Source organism: Streptomyces sp. NPDC006309 (assembly GCF_040613095.1).
Taxonomy (GTDB): domain Bacteria; phylum Actinomycetota; class Actinomycetes; order Streptomycetales; family Streptomycetaceae; genus Streptomyces.
Window position 1 is genome coordinate 159530 of record NZ_JBEXRO010000015.1, and the last position, 19085, is coordinate 178614.

At 75.1% G+C, this 19085-nt stretch carries 13 protein-coding genes and 1 pseudogene; 6 read left to right on the plus strand and 8 right to left on the minus strand.

Annotation, left to right across the window (positions count from 1 at the left end):
* The first annotated feature begins 249 nt into the window (after nucleotides 1-249).
* A complete protein-coding gene (locus tag ABZ117_RS20825; RefSeq protein ID WP_356822769.1) occupies nucleotides 250-1515 on the plus strand; it encodes a hypothetical protein in 1266 nt (421 codons plus the stop codon).
* Between the two features lie 49 nt (nucleotides 1516-1564).
* Nucleotides 1565-1852, plus strand: coding sequence for a YkvA family protein (locus tag ABZ117_RS20830; RefSeq protein ID WP_356822771.1), 288 nt, complete (start codon nucleotides 1565-1567; stop codon nucleotides 1850-1852).
* Nucleotides 1853-2108: 256 nt separating this feature from the next.
* On the opposite strand, the gene ABZ117_RS20835 is transcribed toward ABZ117_RS20830, so the two are convergent.
* Nucleotides 2109-3374, minus strand: a complete 1266-nt coding sequence (locus ABZ117_RS20835) for a hypothetical protein (protein WP_356822773.1) — start codon at nucleotides 3372-3374, stop codon at nucleotides 2109-2111.
* A gap of 323 nt (nucleotides 3375-3697) precedes the next feature.
* Here ABZ117_RS20835 and ABZ117_RS20840 point away from each other — a divergent pair, with 323 nt between their 5' ends.
* Both ABZ117_RS20840 and ABZ117_RS20845 read left to right on the plus strand, forming a co-directional pair.
* Nucleotides 3698-6286 carry a SpoIIE family protein phosphatase gene (locus tag ABZ117_RS20840; protein WP_356822774.1) on the plus strand — a complete coding sequence of 863 codons (2589 nt, stop codon included), beginning with the start codon at nucleotides 3698-3700 and terminating at the stop codon, nucleotides 6284-6286.
* A 119-nt stretch (nucleotides 6287-6405) separates the two neighbouring features.
* On the plus strand, nucleotides 6406-9144 hold the full coding sequence (locus ABZ117_RS20845; protein WP_356822776.1) for a SpoIIE family protein phosphatase: 2739 nt from the start codon (nucleotides 6406-6408) through the stop codon (nucleotides 9142-9144).
* A gap of 98 nt (nucleotides 9145-9242) precedes the next feature.
* Here ABZ117_RS20845 and ABZ117_RS20850 read toward each other — a convergent pair whose 3' ends face one another.
* From ABZ117_RS20850 to ABZ117_RS20860, 3 genes and pseudogenes are all read right to left on the minus strand, one after another.
* Nucleotides 9243-9479: a hypothetical protein gene (locus tag ABZ117_RS20850; protein WP_356822778.1), complete on the minus strand. Its 237-nt coding sequence runs from the start codon at nucleotides 9477-9479 to the stop codon at nucleotides 9243-9245.
* A gap of 98 nt (nucleotides 9480-9577) precedes the next feature.
* A pseudogene (locus tag ABZ117_RS20855) lies at nucleotides 9578-9849 on the minus strand (FG-GAP repeat protein); the annotation flags it as partial.
* Nucleotides 9850-9915: 66 nt separating this feature from the next.
* Complete coding sequence (locus ABZ117_RS20860) at nucleotides 9916-11751, minus strand: glycoside hydrolase family 15 protein (RefSeq protein ID WP_356822780.1); 1836 nt, start codon at nucleotides 11749-11751, stop codon at nucleotides 9916-9918.
* Nucleotides 11752-11978: 227 nt separating this feature from the next.
* On the opposite strand from ABZ117_RS20860, the gene ABZ117_RS20865 reads away from it, so the two are divergent.
* Nucleotides 11979-12188: a hypothetical protein gene (locus ABZ117_RS20865; RefSeq protein WP_356822782.1), complete on the plus strand. Its 210-nt coding sequence runs from the start codon at nucleotides 11979-11981 to the stop codon at nucleotides 12186-12188.
* Between the two features lie 123 nt (nucleotides 12189-12311).
* On the opposite strand, the gene ABZ117_RS20870 is transcribed toward ABZ117_RS20865, so the two are convergent.
* The 4 genes from ABZ117_RS20870 to ABZ117_RS20885 all read right to left on the minus strand — a co-directional run bounded on the left by ABZ117_RS20870 (nucleotide 12312) and on the right by ABZ117_RS20885 (nucleotide 18149).
* Nucleotides 12312-12797, minus strand: a complete 486-nt coding sequence (locus tag ABZ117_RS20870; RefSeq protein ID WP_356822784.1) for a DUF5709 domain-containing protein — start codon at nucleotides 12795-12797, stop codon at nucleotides 12312-12314.
* Between the two features lie 280 nt (nucleotides 12798-13077).
* A complete protein-coding gene (locus ABZ117_RS20875; protein ID WP_356822785.1) occupies nucleotides 13078-14580 on the minus strand; it encodes a hypothetical protein in 1503 nt (500 codons plus the stop codon).
* Between the two features lie 480 nt (nucleotides 14581-15060).
* Complete coding sequence (locus ABZ117_RS20880; protein WP_356822787.1) at nucleotides 15061-17415, minus strand: glycosyl hydrolase family 65 protein; 2355 nt, start codon at nucleotides 17413-17415, stop codon at nucleotides 15061-15063.
* Nucleotides 17412-18149 carry a beta-phosphoglucomutase family hydrolase gene (locus tag ABZ117_RS20885; protein ID WP_356822789.1) on the minus strand — a complete coding sequence of 246 codons (738 nt, stop codon included), beginning with the start codon at nucleotides 18147-18149 and terminating at the stop codon, nucleotides 17412-17414. Before ABZ117_RS20885 ends, ABZ117_RS20880 begins: the two co-directional genes overlap by 4 nt.
* Nucleotides 18150-18254: 105 nt before the next feature.
* Here ABZ117_RS20885 and ABZ117_RS20890 point away from each other — a divergent pair, with 105 nt between their 5' ends.
* Nucleotides 18255-18905: a nucleoside/nucleotide kinase family protein gene (locus ABZ117_RS20890; RefSeq protein WP_356822791.1), complete on the plus strand. Its 651-nt coding sequence runs from the start codon at nucleotides 18255-18257 to the stop codon at nucleotides 18903-18905.
* Nucleotides 18906-19085: the final 180 nt, after the last annotated feature.

Genomic DNA, 19085 nt, shown 5'->3' on the forward strand with positions numbered 1-19085 from the left:
GGCCCGCCCCTGAGCGGATGGGCGGGCGGGCCCCGTTCGCCGGACCATTGTGGACGCCCCACGCGGCGGCACGGCACGGGTGCGCCACGGTCGTGCGACGCGTACCGCGCGCGTCCCGGGCGCACGGCGCACACCCCGTACGCGGGCGCACACCCATCCATGACGCGTGGCGGCGGGCCCCGGCCGCCGGATCGCCCGGGCCAGCGGTGATACTGGGAGGCGCACCCGCCCCCATCAGCAGATTGGCTCATGTCGAACTCCGCCGGCGACCGCGCCACCATCCCGCAATCCGTCTGGGCGGCCCGGGGCCGCCACACCGGGCCCGACCCCGAGGACGTCGTCCGCCGCGTCCTGCACCGGCGCAAGGAGAGCGGGGACATCGACGACTTCGCCGAGCCACCCGCCGGCGAGGACCCGGCCGGGCGGGTCTTCGAGGCACGCTGGCGGGCCGCCGGCACGGTGACCGTACGGGCCCGGCTCACCCTCGTACCGCATCCGAGCCGGCCCGAGGAGCACGAGTGGCGGCTCATCGCGGAGGCGGAACGCCCGTGGGACGACACCTGGCCATCGCCCGCCACGCTGTGCTGGCCCGACGGCGGCGCGGAGGGGGGCGACGGCTCCTGGGATCATCACGCCACCGTCCCCGGCCTGCGCTTCCGGCAGGCCAACGCGCTGCCCGCGGACGACAAGGAGATGCGGCGCCGACTGCGGGACGCGGCCCGTGAGGCCTGGTGCGTCAACGTGGTCGTACACGAGGCGATGACGCCGGACGAGCGGGGCCGGCTGCCCCTGACCCGGCTGCTGCCGCCCGGCCTGCGGCACCGCGTGGTGGAGCACCGGGCCGCGCCGCAGCAACTGCGGGCCGTCAACTGGGCGCTGAAGGACCTCGGCGTCGAGGTGCCGCGCGGCGGCGCGGTACTGCTGCCCCCCGACCCGGCGCCCAAGGACTACGACGGCCGCGAACACAGCGTGCGCAACGTCTTCCTGGACGGTTCGGAGCCGGCCGAACTCGTCGCGGCGCTGCGGCACTTCACCGCCCAGCCCCGGCCCCTGCCCCAGGGCGCCGAGGAGGCGCTGACCGATCTGCGCGACAACTGGACCCTGAGAACCGTCCAGGAGGAGCTGGAGCGCGAGCGGCGGCTCGTCGCCATGTATGCCGAGGCGCTGGAGGCGATGACGAAGTCCCGGGATCTGTACAAGCAGGCCGCCGAGCAGGCGCTGGAGGCGCTGTCCGCCTACCGTGACGTCCCCGCGCCCGCCCTGCCGCAGCAGCAGCGGTCCACCGCGCGGACGCCGGTCGCGCTGCACCAGTTGACGCGGACCTTCGAGCGGCTCAGGTTCACGGCCAAGGGCCGCCAGCGGCCGGAGCCCACCGCGGGCGCCTCCCCGGACGAGGCACCGGCCGCCGGCACGGCGGCGGACCGCGCGGCGGCCGACGGTTCGGTACAGGGCGGCACGGCGGCGGACGGCGCCGGCACCGGTGCCTCCGGCGGTTCCGGCGGCCGGTTGGCGTAGCCCGGAAGCGGGAGGGCAGAAGGGGCGGGAGGACGCGGAAGGAGAGCGCATGGACACGTCCGGCACCCTGCTGGTGATCGCGGCCGTCGCCGCGGCGGCGTTGCTCGCCTTCGCCGTCACTCTGCTGGTCCGGCTGGTACGGACCCGGCGTTCGCTGCGGCAGGCCGGTCTGCCGACGGGACCGCGCTGGGTGTTCTGGGGGGCGGTCGCGTATCTGGTGCTGCCCACCGACCTGCTGCCCGACCCCGTCTACCTGGACGACATCGGCGTCCTGCTCCTCGCCCTGCGCAGCCTGCGCGCGGCCCGGCCCCTGCCGCCCGGGCCGTCCGAACCCTGACCGGTCGCCGAGGCGGCCGACCACCCCGGCGACCACCGTGCCGACCACCTCGCCGAGGGCCTGAGGTACGGCCGGGCCGGTGTGCGCCCCGAATACGCGGCGATGTGGCGACAGGCCAAGGCCGTCGCCGTCGATGCGCCAGGCGCGGGGCCGCCGGACCGCCGTCGCCGGGGCCGGGGCCGGCCGAGCGGATGACCCGGCTCGCGGTGCCGTGGACCGGTGCCGGCATGGACCGGCCGTGGCGTGCGGGGCCTGCTCAGCGGCCTCGGCCTCCCTTCGCCGGGCGCCCGGTGCCCCCGGTCAGGGTGGTCAGCACGACCGTCAGCGCGGCGAGCGCGGCTGCCGCGGCCGTCATGCCGGCCATCCAGGGCGGCGCCAGCGTCGCCGCCGCCAGACGGGACGGGTCGGGTACGCCGAAACGTCCGCCGAGCGCCTGGCCCGCGGCGAGCACCGCCGTGACACCGGCCGCGGCCGTCGCCGCGACGAGCCGGGCCTGCGCCGCCCGCGCGGTCATGGCCAGCGCCAGCAGCCCGCACAGCGCCGAGGCGAGCAGCGTGGCCCCTAGTACGTCCTGGGGCAGTCCGGACCAGTAGCGCGGGGCGTGAGCCGCCCCGCACAGCAGCACCACCGGTGCGGCACCACGTGCGGCATACGCCTGGGACCCGGGCCCCCGGCCGTCCGCGGGGCAGTTCCCGTCCTGCCTCTCGCCGGACCGCCGTTCCCCGGCCGCCCGCCTCCCGGCCGGATCCTCCTTCGACGACCGCTCCTTCGGGGCGTGCTCCCCGGCCGGCCTGTCGTCGGCACGACGGCCGGGTCCCTCCGGCCCGGTGCCGGGCGCCCCGGTGCCGGGCGTGGGACGCGGGGCGGTGGTCCCGGGAGGCGCCGGCTCGGGCAGCGGGCGTTCACGCCTCCGGCGGTCCGTGGCCAGACGGCCGATCAGCTCGGCGAGTTCCTCGACGGGCCGGTGCTCGGCCACCGCCCGCACGGCCGCCTCACCGCAGTGCCGTTCCACCGGAGCGCGGTTCAGCAGCTGCATCAGCCGGGAGACCTCCTCCAGGGGGCGGTGCTCCGCGGCGGCCCGGATCACCTCGTCGGCGCTGTCGCTTCCCCGGGGCGGCTCGGTCAGCAGCGTCACCAGGCGGGTGACGTCCTCCACGGACCGGTCCATCCCGACCGCGCGCAGGGCGTCGGCCGTGGTCCGGGCGTGCTCGGGGGACTGTTCCAGCAGGGTGATGAGCCGGACGACGTCCTCCAGCGGACGGTCGGCGACGGCCGCGTGGACCAGGTCGCGCAGGGGGTCACCGTACGCGGAGTCGTACGCGGAGTCCCGTGCTGAGTCCTGCGCGGAATCCTGCGCGGAAATCTGCGCGGAGTCCTCCGCGCGGGGTGGCTCGGGCGGCTCCCCGGGGGGCCGTGGGGGGCGTGTCACGAGATGGGGGGCGGGCGTGGGAACGCCGCTGGTGGCCGGTGCCGGAGGTATCAGCGAATCGTCGGGACGGGAGGGCGAAGAGCGGATGGTCATCTCGGCTCCAGGGGAAGGGCGCGACCGCGCACCTGGCCCCGTGCGCGGTCATGGCGTCACGGAGTCCATTACTAGAAGCGGCTCCTCGGCGCCGCCACCCGGGCGGGGCACAGGTGTGAGACCACCGGGGGACGCGGGGGACGCGGCACACACGCCGGGGCGGGCGGGCGGCGCCCCGCCTGCGCGGTCCGCTCCGGCCCCCGGCTCTCTCCCCCGGCACCCGCCCCCGCCCCCCGCCCAGGTGCGTTCCGCGTGTCTGGTGGCGCATTCTTGCTGTGTCATCCATGTCATCCATCCGGAGGCGCACGGGACGAGGTAGGCCGATGGCTGGGAGCGGCGAGCGGGCGGTCCGTACGCGGGCCCGGCTGGCCGCGCTGCTGGCCGACGCCTCGACCGGCGCACTCGGCGCGGCCGGCGGCCGGGTGGCGGGCGTGTATCTGCGGTCGGGCGCCCCGGGCACGCTGCGCCTCGCGGTGCTCGTGGGGCTCCCCGGCCCGCTGTTCAGGCCCTGGTGGCGGCTGCACGTCGGGCGTCCCTTCCCCGTCGCCGACGCCTACCGGCTCGGTGTGCCGGTGGTCCTGCCGAACGCCACGGAGACGATGCGCCGGTATCCGCAGTTCGCGGCCGGTCTGCCGTTCCCGTTCGGCTCGGTGCACGTGCCGGTGCCGGGCGCGACCGAACCGCTGGGCGTCCTCACGGTGCTGCGCCCGTCGGTGGCGGACACCCTCGACGAACTCCTCGACCAGGACCTGCTCGTCCAGCTCGCCGAGGGCCTCGGCGAGCGCCTGCGGGCACTGGCCGACGGCGAGGAGAGCGCGGTGGCCTGGGACGGGGAGCCGCTGAGCGTCCGGCCGCCCGCGAGCCGGCCCGCACGCGCGGACGCGGGACGGTTCAGCTGGGACCCGGCGACCTCCGAGGTGCGCGCCGACGACCGGCTGCACGCGCTGCTCGGCCTGCGCCCCGGCGAGTTCGCGGGGACGGAGGCGGCGCTCGCGGACGCCGTGGCCCCGGCCGACGCGCACCGGATCCTGGCCGCGCTGCGCGACGCCGCCGCCGGGACACCGCCGGGCACGCCGCTGGACCTGAGGTCCCGGGACGGCACCCCGCGGCTGCTCGACCTGTGGCAGGCGTCCGGTGCTGATACCGGGACGCGGCCGGTGTCCGCCGGCGATACGGGGACGGCGGGGCGCGGGGTGGTCCGGGGAGTGGTCTTCGATCCCGGCCCGGGGGCTTCCGCGGACGGCGCGGCCGACCTGCTGCCGCAGGGCGTGTTCTGTCTGGACCGGCTGGGGCTGATCGTGTACGCCAATGCGGCCGCGGCCCGGTTCGCGGGCCGGGAGCGGGAGTGGCTGCTCGGGCGGGCGCTGTGGGAGGCGATGCCGTGGCTGTCCGGGCCGCCGTACGACGATCATCTGCGGAGCGCGCTGCTCACTCCGGACCCGGTGCACTTCCACGCGCGACGGCCGGCCGGCGACCGGGAGGAGGGGGGTGAGGGCGAGTGGCTGGCCGTCTCGATACATCCCGGGGTGGACCTGCTGACCTGCACGATCGTCCCGGCCAGCCGTATGGAGACCGCGCTGGGGACGGTTCCCGAGGCGCATGTCCCGGAGGGCGCGGTGGTGGCCGGTCACTCGCTGGCGCCGCTGTACCGGCCGATCGCCCTCGCCATCGCGCTGACCGACGCGGTGACCGCCCGGCAGGTGTCGGCGGTGGTCATGCAGGAGCTGCTGCCCGCGTTCGGCGGGCGGCGCCTGGCCATCTACCTGCTTCAGGAACGCCACCTGTACCTGGCCTGGGAGACCGGCTTCCCGCAGGGCTTCCTCGCCTCGTTCGAGGGGGTCGGCCTGGACGCGCGCCTGCCGGGTGTGGAGACCCTGACCACCGGCCGGCCGCTGTTCTTCGAGTCGATGCAGCAGCTGGCCGCCGCCTATCCGGGCATCGCGCTCGACGCCGACGAGGGCGCCCGGGCCTTCCTGCCGCTGATCGCGTCCGGCCGGCCGGTCGGCTCCTGCATCCTCGGCTTCGAGGGCTCGCGCGGCTTCAGCACGGAGGAGCGCACGGTCCTCACGGCGCTCGCCGGGCTGATCGCGCACGCCATGGAGCGGGCGCAGCGCTACGACAGCGAGGCGGCTCTGGCGCGCGGTCTCCAGCAGGCGCTGCTGCCCCGCCGGCTGTCGGCGCACCCGCGGGTGGAGACCGCGGGCCGCTATCTGCCCGGTACGCAGGGCATGGACGTGGGCGGTGACTGGTACGACGTGGTCGGGGCCGGGGACGGGCTCGCCCTGGTCATCGGCGATGTGCAGGGGCACGGGGTGCAGGCGGCGGCCACCATGGGGCAACTGCGCAGCGCCGTCCGCGCGTTCGCGCTGGGCGACCGGCCGCCGGACGAGGTGCTGAGCGGCACCAACCTCCTGCTGATCGACCTGGACCCGGGCCAGTTCGCCAGCTGCTGCTATCTGCGCCTCGACCCCCTCACCGGCCGGACCAGGATCGCCCGGGCCGGTCATCCGCCGCCGCTGCTGCGCGCTCCGGACGGCAGCACCGGCGTGCTGGACATCCCGGGCGGTGTCGTCCTCGGAGTGGATGCCACCGCCCGGTACCCGGTCACCGAGGTGCTGCTGGAGCCGGACGCGATCCTCGCCCTGTACACGGACGGGCTGGTGGAGCGGCCGGGCGCCGACATCGACGACGGCATCACCGCGCTCCGGCTGGCGCTCGCCGAAGCCGGGGCGGGTGCCGGCCGGGCCGGGAGGCGGTCGCTGTCGGGGGTGGCCGACCGGCTCACGGCCACCGCCCGGCACGCCACCGACCGCCCCGACGACGTGGCGCTGCTGCTCGCCGCCCGCCGCCCGGCCCGCGCACCGCGGGACCGGCCGCCCTTTTCCACCCCGCCGCTCATGCCGCCCGGCTGACCCCGCCGCGCCCTGCCACCCCGGGGCAGGTCCGTCATCGGTCTCCCGTTCCGGGATCAGCGGTGGGCAACCCGGCTGACGGTCTCGCTTGAGGGCGCCGGGCAGTGTAGACATGGCGCATGGTGCGACTGCCCGGCCGGCCCGCGACCCGGTCGTCCCGTTCTTCCGGGCACCCGCGCGTACCGCAAGTCCCGCCGCGGAGCGGGGACGAGGCGGACGGCAGCCGGCCGGGGGTGCTGCGGTCGGCGGTGTCGGGGCGCAGCGTGGCCGGGCAGGTGTTCCTGCTCCAGGTGGTGATCGTGCTGCTGCTGGTCGTCTCGGCCGTGGTGGCACAGGTCCTCCAGGTGCGGCACGACAGTGACCTGGAGGCGACCAACCGCTCCCTCGCCGTGGCCGAGACGTTCGCCCACGCGCCCGGCACGGCCGCCGCCCTGCGCGCCCCCGACCCCACGGCCGTGCTCCAGCCGCGTGCCGAGGCCACCCGCAAGGCGACCGGCGTGGACTTCGTCGTCGTGATGAACACCGACGGCATCCGCTACACCCATCCCAGGACCGACCGCATCGGCAGGAAGTTCGTCGGCACGATCGCCCCGGCCCTCGCCGGCGGCACGGTCACCGAGCACCTCACCGGGACCATCGGCCCGCTGGTGCAGGTCGTGGTCCCGGTCAGGGACCCCGCCGGCAAGGTCGTCGGCCTGGTGTCCGCCGGGATCACCACGGCACACGTGGGCGGGGCCGCCGACCAGCAGCTGCCGTTGCTGCTCGCGGCGGCGGCAGCGGCGCTCGCGCTGGCCACCGGGGGTACGGCTCTGGTCAGCCGGCGGCTGCTGCGCCAGACGCGCGGGCTCGGGCCGTACGAGATGACCCGCATGTACGAGCACCATGACGCGGTGCTGCACGCGGTGCGGGAGGGGGTGCTGATCGTCGGCGGCGACGGGCGGCTGCTGCTCGCCAACGACGAGGCGCACCGCTTGCTGGACCTGCCCGAGGACGCCGAGCGCCGGCATGTGCTGGAGCTGGGCCTGGACGACGAGACGGCGGGGCTGCTGGCCTCCGGGCGGATCGCCACGGACGAGGTGCACCTGGTCAAGGACCGTCTGCTGGCGGTCAATCAACGGCCCACCGATCTGCGCGGCGGCCCGCCCGGGAGCGTGACCACGCTGCGCGACTCCACCGAGCTGCGCGCCGTGTCCGGCCGCGCGGAGGTGGCCCGGGAACGGCTGAACATGCTGTACGACGCCGGGGTGGGCATCGGCACCAGCCTGGACGTGACCCGTACCGCGGAGGAGCTGGCGCAGCTGGCGGTGCCGCGGTTCGCGGACTTCGCGACGGTTGACCTGTTCGACGCGGTGCTCAGCGGGGAGGAGCCGCGGCCCGGGACGGCGCTGCGCCGCGCGGCCTGTGCCGGCGTCCGCAAGGACGCCCCGCTGTACCCGGTCGGCGAGCGGATCCGGTTCGTACCCACCTCACCGCAGGCCCGCAGCCTGGTCACCGGTCAGTCGGTGGTGGAGCCCCGGCTCCGTGCCTCGCCCGGCTGGCGCGCGCAGGACCTGGAGCGCACCGACCAGGTCCTGGCGTACGGCGTCCACTCGCTGATCGCCGTGCCGCTGCGGGCGGGCAGTCTGGTGCTGGGGGTGGCGAACTTCTGGCGGTCGGAGAAACCGCAGCCGTTCGACACGGAGGAACTGGCGCTCGCCGAGGAGCTGGTGGCGCGGGCGGCGGTGTCGATCGACAACGCCCGCCGGTACACCCGCGAGCACAGCATGGCGGTCACCCTCCAGCGCAGCCTGCTGCCGCGGACGCTCCCGGAGCAGGGGGCGCTGGACATCGCCTACCGCTATCTGCCGGCCCAGGCCGGGGTGGGCGGCGACTGGTTCGACGTGCTGCCGCTGTCCGGTACGCGCGTGGCGCTCGTCGTCGGCGATGTCGTGGGGCACGGGCTGCACGCGGCGGCGACCATGGGCCGGCTGCGTACGGCCGTGCACAACTTCTCCTCGCTCGATCTGCCGCCCGACGAACTCCTCGCCCTGCTGGACGAGCTGGTCGGGCGCATCGACCAGGACGAGACCCCGGCGACGGGCGCGGCCGCGGTCACGGGCGCGACCTGCCTGTACGCGATCTACGATCCCGTGTCCCGGCGGTGCTCCATGGCGCGGGCCGGTCATCCGCCGCCCGCGCTGGCCCGCCCGGACGGCAGCGTCGAGTTCCTCGACCTGCCCGCGGGGCCGCCGCTGGGCCTCGGCGGGCTGCCGTTCGAGACGGCGGAGCTGGAACTGCCGGAGGACAGCCGGCTGGTGCTGTACACCGACGGTCTGGTGGAGGACCGGGAGCGGGACATCGAGGAGGGGCTCGACCTGCTCCGCGACGCTCTGCTCCGTACGCCGGGCGCGTCACCGGAGGACACCTGCCGTACGGTGCTGGACCGGCTCCCGTCCCGGCCGAGCGACGACGTGGCCCTGATCGTGGCCCGTACCCGGGTGCTGGGCGCGGACCGGGTCGCCGGGTGGGAGGTGCCGTCCGATCCGGCGGCCGTGTCGGGGGTACGGGCGTCGGTGACCCGGCAGCTGGCCGCCTGGGGCCTGGAGGAGCTGGCGTTCACGACCGAGCTGGTCCTGAGCGAGCTGGTGACCAACGCCATCCGCTACGGACGTGGCCCGATCGGGGTACGGCTGCTGCGCGACCGCACGCTGATCTGCGAGGTCTCCGACCGCAGCACGACGTCCCCGCATCTGCGGTACGCGGGGAGCACCGACGAGGGCGGCCGGGGCCTGTTCCTGGTCGCCCAGATCGCCGAGCGCTGGGGCACCCGCTACACCCCGCAGGGCAAGGTCATCTGGGCGGAACAGCCACTGCCCTGAGCGGGCGGCCCGGGCAGCGCGGAAGGCGCCGCGGCCGGCATGCCCGTAAGGGGTCATGTCCGGCCGCGGCGCGCGGTCGGCGGTCGGGGCGGTGGCGGTCAGCCGTCGCCCAGCCGGGAGCGCAGCAACTGCTTGCCCATCTCGGCACCCTTGCGGCTGTCGGCCTGCGCCTTGCGGAACAGGTCGGCGACCTCGTTGTCCCCCTCCCGCTCGGCGTCCTGGATGTACTGCTCCAGGCGCAGCGCGTTGCTCAGGCACGCCTCGACGTACCAGATCAGGTTGTAGTCCTTGTCGCGGGTGCCGGTGACGTGGCCGGTCTCGCTGGTGCTGGTCATCCGTCTCCTCCCTCTGTCGAGCCGGTGGCGATTCCGCTTGCGGAGCTGCCGGGTACCCGTGGCACGTTCCGGACACACCGCCCGATCCGGGCAGTCGGCTATTCGTCGATCACCGCGCCATAGTGGGCGCCGTGGGCGGCGGCGCCGTGGGCGGCGGCGCCGAGGGCGGCCCCGCCGTAGGAGCGGGAGCCGCCGGTGAGCAGCCGGTCGCCGCTGGCGGGCAGCAGCCGGACCGCGCCCGCGCCGGTGACGTGCCGATGTCCTCGCCGGGCGCGCCGACCGCGACGTCCGGGTAGCCGTCGCCGTTCACGTCGGCGACGGACAGGTCGTTGCCCCAGGCGTCGTCCTTCTCGGCGGTGCCGGGGACGCCGGTCCGACCCGGGGACGGGGGGCGCAACGGTGACAGCGGTGGCGGGACCGGGACGTCCGGGAGGGGTCAGCCGAGGGCGCGGTCCAGGTTGAAGGCGGCGCTGATCAGGGACAGATGGGTGAACGCCTGCGGGAAGTTGCCCTGTTGGCGGCCGGTGCGGCCGATCTCCTCGGCGTACAGGCCGAGATGGTTGGCGTAGGTGAGCATCTTCTCGAAGGCCAGGCGGGCCTCGTCGAGACGGCCGGCCCGGACGAGCGCCTCGACGTACCAGAAGGAGCAGATGGAGAACGTGCCCTCGTCGCCGCGGAGTCCGTCGGGGCTGGCCTGCGGGTCGTAGCGGTAGACGAGGGAGTCGGAGACCAGGTCGTCGGTGAGGGCGTCCAGGGTGGACAGCCACTTGGGGTCGGTGGGGGCGATGAACTTGGCGAGCGGCATCATCAGCAGGGAGGCGTCCAGGACGTCGCCGCCCTCGTACTGCACGAAGGCGCCCCGGCGCTCGGACCAGCCGCGGTCCATGATCCGGCGGTAGACGGTGTCCCGGGACCGACGCCAGCGGGTCAGGTCGGCGGGCAGGCCGCGCCGGTTGGCGAGGCGGATGGCCCGCTCGATCGCGACCCAGCACATCAGCCGCGAGTAGAGGAAGTTCTTGCGCCCGCCGCGGGTCTCCCACACCCCCTCGTCGGGCTGGTCCCAGTGGTCGCAGACCCAGTCGACCAGCTGGCACACGTCGTCCCACTGGCCGCTGGAGATGGGCTGGGCCCACGTGTCGTAGAGGTAGATGGAGTCGATCAGCGCGCCGTAGATGTCGAGCTGGAGCTGGCCGGCGGCGGCGTTGCCGACGCGGACCGGTGCGGAGCCCTGGTATCCCTCCAGGTGCGGCAGCTCACGTTCGGGCAGGTCGGCGCGGCCGTCGATGCCGTACATGACCTGCAAGGGGCCGGTGCCGTCGCCGCAGCCGGGGCTGATGTGCGTGGTCACGAACCGCATGAAGGCCTCGGCCTCGCCGCTGAAGCCGAGCCGCAGCAGCGCGTACACGCAGAACGCGGCGTCCCGCACCCACACGTAGCGGTAGTCCCAGTTGCGCTCGCCGCCGAGCTGTTCGGGCAGGCTGGTGGTGGGGGCGGCGATGATGGCGCCGGTGGGGGCGTAGGTGAGGAGTTTGAGGGTGAGCGCGGAGCGGTGCACCATCTCCCGCCAGCGGCCCCGGTAGCGGGACTGGTGGAGCCAGCGCCGCCAGTAGGCGACGGTGGCGGTGAACTCGTGCTCGGCCTCGGCGTGGGCGCAGCCGCGCGGGGTGATCCGGGCGCCGGCCTGGTCCAGGGCGAACACCGCAGAATCGCCCTCGTCGAGCTTGAAGTCGGCCCACGCGTCGCGGTCGCCGTACTCCAGGGTCGCCGTGGAGGTGAGGGTCAGGGCCAGGTCGGGCGACTCGAACAGCACCATGCCGTCCAGGGCGCGCACGGTGTGCGGGGCGGCGCCGTAGTCGAAGCGGGGGGCGACCAGCGCCCGGAAGGGCACGGTGCCGCGGACGCAGACCACGCGCCGGATGAGCCGGTGCCGGCCGGTCTCGGAGCCCGGCGTCCCGACGGGCATGAAGTCCTGCACCTCGCCGGCGCCGTCCTCGGTGAAGAACCGGGTGATCAGCACGTTGGTGTCGGGGAAGTAGAACTGTTTGGTGCGGGCCGGCACGGTGGGGGCCAGCTCGAACCGGCCGCCGCGCTCGGCGTCCAGGATCGCCGCGAAGACGCTGGGGGCGTCGAAGGACGGGCAGCAGTACCAGTCGATGGTGCCGTCGGTGCCGACCAGGGCCACACTGCGCAGGTCGCCGATGAGTCCGTGGTCGGCGATGGGGAGGTAGCGGCGGCCGGGGGCCGCGTCCTCGGGAAACGGCGTCTCGGCCATCGGCGGCCTCCCGGCTCGGATGCGGGCGTTGTCCCGCGATGCGGTTTCCCGCTTACGGGTGTTATCCAGCTTAGGAGCGAGTGGGCCCGCGTGGCGTGGGCAGGAGCTTGCTCGCCGCCCCCGGCGCTTTCCGGATGCAGGGAGCGCCGGGGCGGGCAATGGTGAGAGGGTGCCCCGTTCGGAGGCACCGGCACGGATGCGGTCATCCGGACCGAGGAGGAGGCATCATGTCGACATCCACACCCGAAGAGTCCCGGTCGACGTCGGACGACGTCCGCACCCCGGACGCCCTGCTCCACTCCGCTCCCTCGAGGGACGTCACCCCCGAGGATCTGGTGATGGCGGCGGGCAGGGACGTCACACCGAAGAACCTCGACTGGGCGCGGCAGAAGCTGGAGTCCGAGGGCTCCGCGGCCGTCGAGAAACTGCTGCCGTAGGGCGGTCCGGGGAGACGGACGACGGTACCGGCCGGGCGAGGGAACGCCCGGCCGGTACCGTCGTGTGTGCGTGGGACGGTGTCGTGCGCCGTGACCGGTGCCGGAGGTCGCGGGCGCCGGCGGTCACTCCGGCAGGGCGGTGTCGTCCGGGATCACGTGCATGGCCGCTTCCTCGGCGCCCGCGGCTCCGCCGTCGATGCCCACGTCGTCGGCGACCTCTTCCTTGACCGTGTCGGTGTGGGCGCCCTCGTCCGGGGCGACCAGGCGACCCGCGCGGGCCTCTCCGGCCTCGGAGTCGACCGGCTCGCCCTCGCCGCCCGGCAGGTCGCCGATCTCGTCGCCGGCCGGCGGGGTCACGTCCGGGACCTCCTGGCCGAGCCGCTGGTCCAGGGTCTCCCCCTCGTGCTGTTCGGCGGCGGTGATGCCGTGCTTGGTGACGCCCAGGGGACGTTCGGGCGGGGAGTAGCCCTCGTCGAGGATGTCGTCGTAGGTGCGCTCGCCCACCGCGTCCTGAAGGTCCAGGGGTGCGGCGTCCTCCTGTTCCTCGTTGGTTCCGGTGGGCTGGTAGGCGTCGTCCGCCATGGGGGTCTGCTCGGACTGGTCGCTCATGGTCGCCTCCTTCGCGGTGCGGTCCTGCTCCGCGTAACCCGCAAGAGGATCATTAACCCCGCCGTCACCCGGGCCGTGGCCGAACCGCCCCTGATCAGCTCCTGCCGCGTCGGGAGCCGTGGACGCGGTGCCGGGCCGAGGACCGGGCCTCGGCGGGGCGGGGAGGGGCGGAGCGGGACCAGGGGCGGCCACCACCCAGCCTCGTGCCATCCCTCCGGCATATGCAACCCATGTGCGGCAAAGCGCTCCACAGCCCTTCCCCGGGGCGGTGGGGCGGACGTCAGCCGCGGGGTCCGGGGACGACGTAGTACAGCCGTACGCCGCCCAGCGGTACGGACGTCCAGGCGCGGGCGTAGCCGGGCGGCGAGGCCCCCGCCGGCACCAGCGTGGCGACCGGCGTCCGCCGGGCGGTGCGGGCGATGCCGTCGCCGGTGGCGTTGGCGTTGGGTCCGGTGGTGGCGGCCGAGGAGCAGCCGGCCTGGTAGGCGACCGGCAGGGCCTCCTCGCCGGTGACCAGGCAGGGCGGGCGGACGCCCCGGCGGTGCAGCTCTGCCGCGGTGCGGGACCAGGCCCGGTGGGCGGCGGCCGTGTTGCCGGCCGTGTGCACGAGGACCGCCAGCTGTACGGCGAGGTGGGCGGCGAGCCCGGCGCAGACCAGCGTCACCACGACCGGGCGCCGGGAGGGGCGGGGAGCCGTCATCAGGTGGACGAGCGCGTCGGCGACCGGGACCGCGAGCAGGGCGTAGGCGGGCAGCAGGAAGCGGGGTGCCGCGTAGCCGATCAGGAACAGGTAGGGGAAGGCGGCCGTCGCCGCGCAGGCGAGCGGCAGGGCTGTGGCCGCCGTGCGCCGGGCGCGGACGGCGACGGCCAGTCCGAGCGCGGCGAGCAGCGGCAGCACGAACCACCACACGGTGAGGGCGGGATGCGGCGGGCCGCCGGTGCACGGCCGGCACAGGGTCCGCCCGCCGAGGCTGCGCAGCTGGTCGATGACGGCGAGGTGCCAGCCGAGGCCGCCCTGGATCGCCGAGCCGTCCGCCAGCCGCCGGGCCAGGCCGCCGTAGCGCGTGTACGCCTCGATCACCCACTCGGCGGCGCCGGCGGCGAGGCCGGTCAGCAGCACGAGCAGCGCCCGCCGGTGGCGTCGGCCCGCACCGAGGACGAGCAGCGGCAGGGCCGCCCAGACGGCGTCCGTCGGCCGCATCCACGCCATGAGCGCCGCGCTCCCGGCGACCCCCGCCAGGGCCGCCCGGTCCGTCCCGGCGCCACCGGCCCCGGCGCGCAGGAAGCAGCCGACGGCGGTGAGCGCGCCCACGGCCACCCAGTAGTTGGGCATGGCCTGCGGGCCGTAGAACAGGGTCACCCACAGGGAGGCGAAGAGGGCACCGGCGAGCGCCAGGACACGGACCGGGAACAGGCTCCGCCAGACGCGCAGCGCCAGGTACAGGGCGAGGCCGGAGAGGACCGCGAGGTAGATCCGCAGCAGGACCGTGGAGGACGACCAGGCGGCGACCGGCGCGACGAGCAGGGAGACGCCCCGGGCGCGCGGCGCGCTGAAGAACGAGGCCGGGGCGTGTGCGGCGACCTGGCTGACGTACACCGTCTCGTCCCAGCCGAGGCCGGTACCGGGGCCGAGAAGAAGTAGCTGGGCGAGGGTGAAGACGGCGGCGACGGCCGCGAGCGGGGCGGTGGCGCGGACCCGGGTGCGACCGCCGGCGGTCGCCGGGTGCGCGGCACGGCGCTCACGGCGCGCGCCGGCGTGTGGGACGTCCGTGCTGCCGGTCATGGATCACCGCTTCTCGCCTACAGCTTCCTCACGGCTGCTCCCCCGCGGCTCACCCGCCCGGACGGGCCGGGCCCGGAGCCGGGAAGCCACCGCCAAGCTAGCCCGCTCCGTCCGCCCGCGCCGCACGGGTAGGGCCATCCGGCCCACCGACGGCTGAGCCACCACCCCGCAAACCCCTGCAACCAGGCCGAATCCGAACCCCCTCAGGGGCGCGGGGAACTGCGCGACCAGCCACCGCACGCCCCGCACCGACAACGGACACGCACGCACCACGACGAGCCCGGACCACCCCGCACACCCCTGAAACCAGGCCGAATCCAACCCCCCAGGGGCGCGGGGAACCGCGCGACCGGCCACCGGACGCCCGCACCCGACGACCAGGTCGAACCCGATCGTGCCCAGGGGCGCGGGGAACCGCGCGACCGGCCGCAGGCGTCCCGCGCCCGGCGACGGAGACACGCGCCCCCCGACGGCCGCAGGTCAGCCGCCGTTCGGTGCCCGGTGCGGCGGCTGGTCGGGCGCGGCACGGCGGACCATCGGCGGTATGGCCCGGACGGCCGGTTCGTCGGTGCTGATCGTCAGGGACTCCCCGTGGTGCCGGATGGTCAGTGGCGGCCCGTCCAGCAGCGCGTACGTCGCCTTGTCCGCGCCGATCTCCACCCGCAGCCGGCGCCCGCGGAACTGGACGTGGAAGGCGAGGCGGCTCAGCCGCTCGGGCAGGCGGGGCGCGAACCGGGGCCCGTCGCCGTCGCGGCGCATGCCGCCGAAGCCGGCGACCAGCGCCATCCAGGTGCCCGCGAGGGAGGCGATGTGCAGCCCGTCCCGGGTGTTGTGCTCCAGGTCGTGCAGGTCCATCAGCGCGGCCTCGGTGGTGTAGGCGTAGGCGAGGTCCAGATGGCCGGTGCGGGCGGCGATGACGGCCTGGCAGCAGGCGGACAGCGAGGAGTCGCGCACGGTGAGCGGCTCGTAGTAGGCGAAGTTCCGGGCGATCTGCTCCTCGTCGTACTCCTGCTCGAAGTAGTCCGCGCAGGTGTACATGGCCAGCACGAGGTCGGCCTGCTTGACGACCTGTTTGCGGTACAGGTCGAAGTAGGGGAAGTGGAGCAGCAGCGGGTACTGGTCGGCGCGGGTGCCGGCGAAGTCCCAGCGCTGGTAGCGGGTGAACCCGGCGTGCTGTTCGTGGACGGCGAGTTCGTCGTTGTAGGGCAGGTGCATGGTGTCGGCGGCGTCCCGCCAGGCGGCGCTCTCCTCGTCGTCCACGCCGAGCCGCCGGGCCTCGCGCGGATGGCGTTCGACGGCGTCGGCGGCGGCGCGCAGGTTCTGCCGGGCCATCAGGTTGGTGTACGTGTTGTCGTCGGCGACCGCGCTGTACTCGTCGGGGCCGGTGACGCCGTCGAGGTGGAAGACGCCGTGCCGGTCGTGGTGGCCCAGCGACCGCCACAGCCGGGCGGTCTCCACCAGCAGTTCCACGCCGGTCTCCCGCTCGAAGGCGGTGTCGCCGGTGGCCTCGACGTACCGGACGACGGCGTCGGCCACGTCGGCGTTCACGTGGAAGGCGGCGGTGCCGGCCGGCCAGTACGCGGAGCCCTCGGGGCCGGCGATGGTCCGCCAGGGGAACGCGGCCCCGGCGAGTCCCAGCTGGGCCGCGCGTTCGCGGGCCTCGTCCAGGGTGTTGTACCGCCAGCGCAGTGCCTCGGCGACGGCGGCGGGCGCGGTGTGGGTGAGCACGGGCAGCACGAACATCTCGGTGTCCCAGAAGGCGTGCCCGTCGTACCCGGAGCCGGTGAGCCCCTTCGCGGGGATCGCGCGCTGCTCGGCGCGCGCCCCGGCTTGGAGGACGTGGAAGAGCGCGAAGCGGACGGCCTGCTGGATCTCCTCGTCGCCCTCCACCTCGACGTCGGCGCGGGCCCAGAAGTCGTCCAGGCAGGACCGCTGGTCGTTCAGCAGGCCCTGCCAGCCGTCGTGCCCGGCCGCGGCGAGCGCGGCGTCCACCTGGTCGGCCATCGCGGGCAGGGAGCGGGTGCCGGACCAGCCGTGGGCGACCAGCTTCTCCACCCGCAGGGTCTGTCCGGGCTCCAGCACGGAGGTCACGGTCAGCCGGGCGACGTCGATGCCGCTCTCGCTGCGGGTGGTGGTGCGGTCGGGGCCGGTGACGACGTGGTCGGCGGCGACCGCGACCCTGAGGCCGCTGCGCCGGGTGCGGTGCACCAGCCGCAGCCGGTTGCCGGCGGCGAAACCGTCCTCCTGTTCCAGCGGCGACTTCAGCGCCCTGGCGGCGCGCGGGTCGCCGTCGGACTCCGGCAGGCTCTCGTTGGCGACCAGTTCCGACTGGATCACCACCCGGCTGCGGCTGTCGACGGCCTCCACCTCGTACGCGACCGCGGCCACCGCCCGCTGGGTCAGCGAGACCAGCCGGGTGGAGCGCACCCGGACGGTGGAGCCGGCCGGCGAGGTCCACTCGCAGGTCCGCTCCAGCACGCCGCGGCGCAGGTCCAGCACGCGCTCGTGGGCGACGAGACGGCCGTAGCGCAGGTCGAACGGCTCGTCGTCCACCAGCAGGCGCAGGACCTTGCCGTTGGTGACGTTGATGACGGTCTGCCCGGACTCGGGGTAGCCGTAGCCGGCCTCCGCGTAGGGCAGGGGGTGCACCTCGTGGACACCGTTGAGGTAGCTGCCGGGCAGGCCGTGCGGTTCGCCCTCGTCGAGGTTGCCGCGCCAGCCGACGTGCCCGTTGGACAGGGCGAACACCGACTCGCTCTGGGCGAGGACGTCCAGGTCGAGGGTGGTCTCCCGGACGGTCCAGGGCTCGACGGCGTACGACCGCTCGGTGATCACTGCTTGTCTCCCAGCTCGGCGAGGTCCCGCACGACGGTGTCGGCGCCGTGCTTGTACAGCGCGTCGGTCTGGCCGACCCGGTCGACGCCGACGACGTAGCCGAAGCCGCCCGCGCGGCCCGCGTCCATGCCGGCCAGGGCGTCCTCGAAGACGGCGGCGCGGGACGCCTCGACACCGAGGTCGCGGGCCGCGGCGAGGAACGTGTCGGGGTGCGGCTTGCCCGGCAGGTTCCGCTCGGCGGCGACCACGCCGTCGATGCGGGTGTCGAAGAGGTGTTCGGCGCCGACGGCGCGCAGCACGTCCCGGCAGTTGGCACTGGAGGAGACGATCGCGGTGCGCAGCCCCTGGGCGCGGACCGCCTCCAGATACCGCAGCGTGCCCTCGTACGCCTCGACGCCGCCGGTGCGGATCTTCTCCAGCAGCAGCTCGTTCTTGCGGTTGCCGATGCCGTGGACGGTGCGCGCGTCGGGCGGGTCGCCGGGGCCGCCCTCGGGCAGGCGGATGCCGCGCGAGTCGAGGAAGGCGCGGACGCCGTCGGCGCGGGGGCGGCCGTCGACGTACTCGTCGTAGTCGGCGTCGTCGAACGGCCGTCCCTGCTCGCCGTCGTAGGCGCGCAGCAACGCGTCGAACGTCTCCTTCCAGGCCGCCGCGTGCACGACGGCCGTCTTGGTCACGACCCCGTCGAGGTCGAAGAGACAGGCCTGGATGGTGTCGGGCAGACCGAGCTGAGTCATACCCAGCACTGTTCCCCGTCGGGAGCGCTCCAGTGGGTGGCGCACGCCACATGTTCGGCGAACGGGCCACATGTGCGGCGAACGGGCGATGCCACACTTGCCCGTGTGTCCCTGACCTTCGACGACCTCCTCCGCCGTGCCCGCGCCCTGCCCCGGGGCGGCGGGCGTGCCCTGCTCGGCATCGCGGGCAGCCCGGGCGCGGGCAAGACGACGCTCGCCGCCCGCCTGGTGGACGCCCTGAACGGCGACGGTCCGCCGTGGGCGGTGCACGTGCCCATGGACGGCTTCCACCTCGCCGACGCCGAGCTGGACCGGCTGGGCCGCCGGGACCGCAAGGGCGCGCCCGACACGTTCGACCCGGCCGGGTACGCGGCGCTGCTGCGGCGGCTGCGCGAGGAGACCGGCGAGGTGGTGTACGCGCCGGCGTTCGAGCGGGTGCTGGAGCAGCCGCTCGCGGGAGCCATCCCGGTGCCGCCGGCCACCCGGCTGGTGGTCACCGAGGGCAACTACCTGCTGGTGCGGGAGGGGGCCTGGGGGCGGGTGCGGCCGTGCCTGGACGAGGTCTGGTTCTGCGAGACCGACGAGGACGAGCGGGTGCGCCGGCTGATCGCCCGGCACGAGGAGTTCGGCAAGGACCACGCGGCGGCCGTGGCCTGGGTACGGGGCACGGACCAGCGCAACGCCGACCTGGTCGCGGCGACCCGGGAACGGGCGGACCTGGTGCTACCGGCCGCCCCGGCGCCCCCGGCGAGCTGACACGCGGGCGCCGGCACCGGCGTACGGCGTACGGCGTACGGCGTACGGTGCACCGGCGGTGCACGCCCCGTGCGTACCGCCGGACCAGGTCCGTCACCGGAAGGGACGGCCGCGCTCCGGTCTTACCGGCCGGGAGCCGGGCTCGCGTGCGCCCCGTCGACGGCCCCGGTCGCGGGAGAC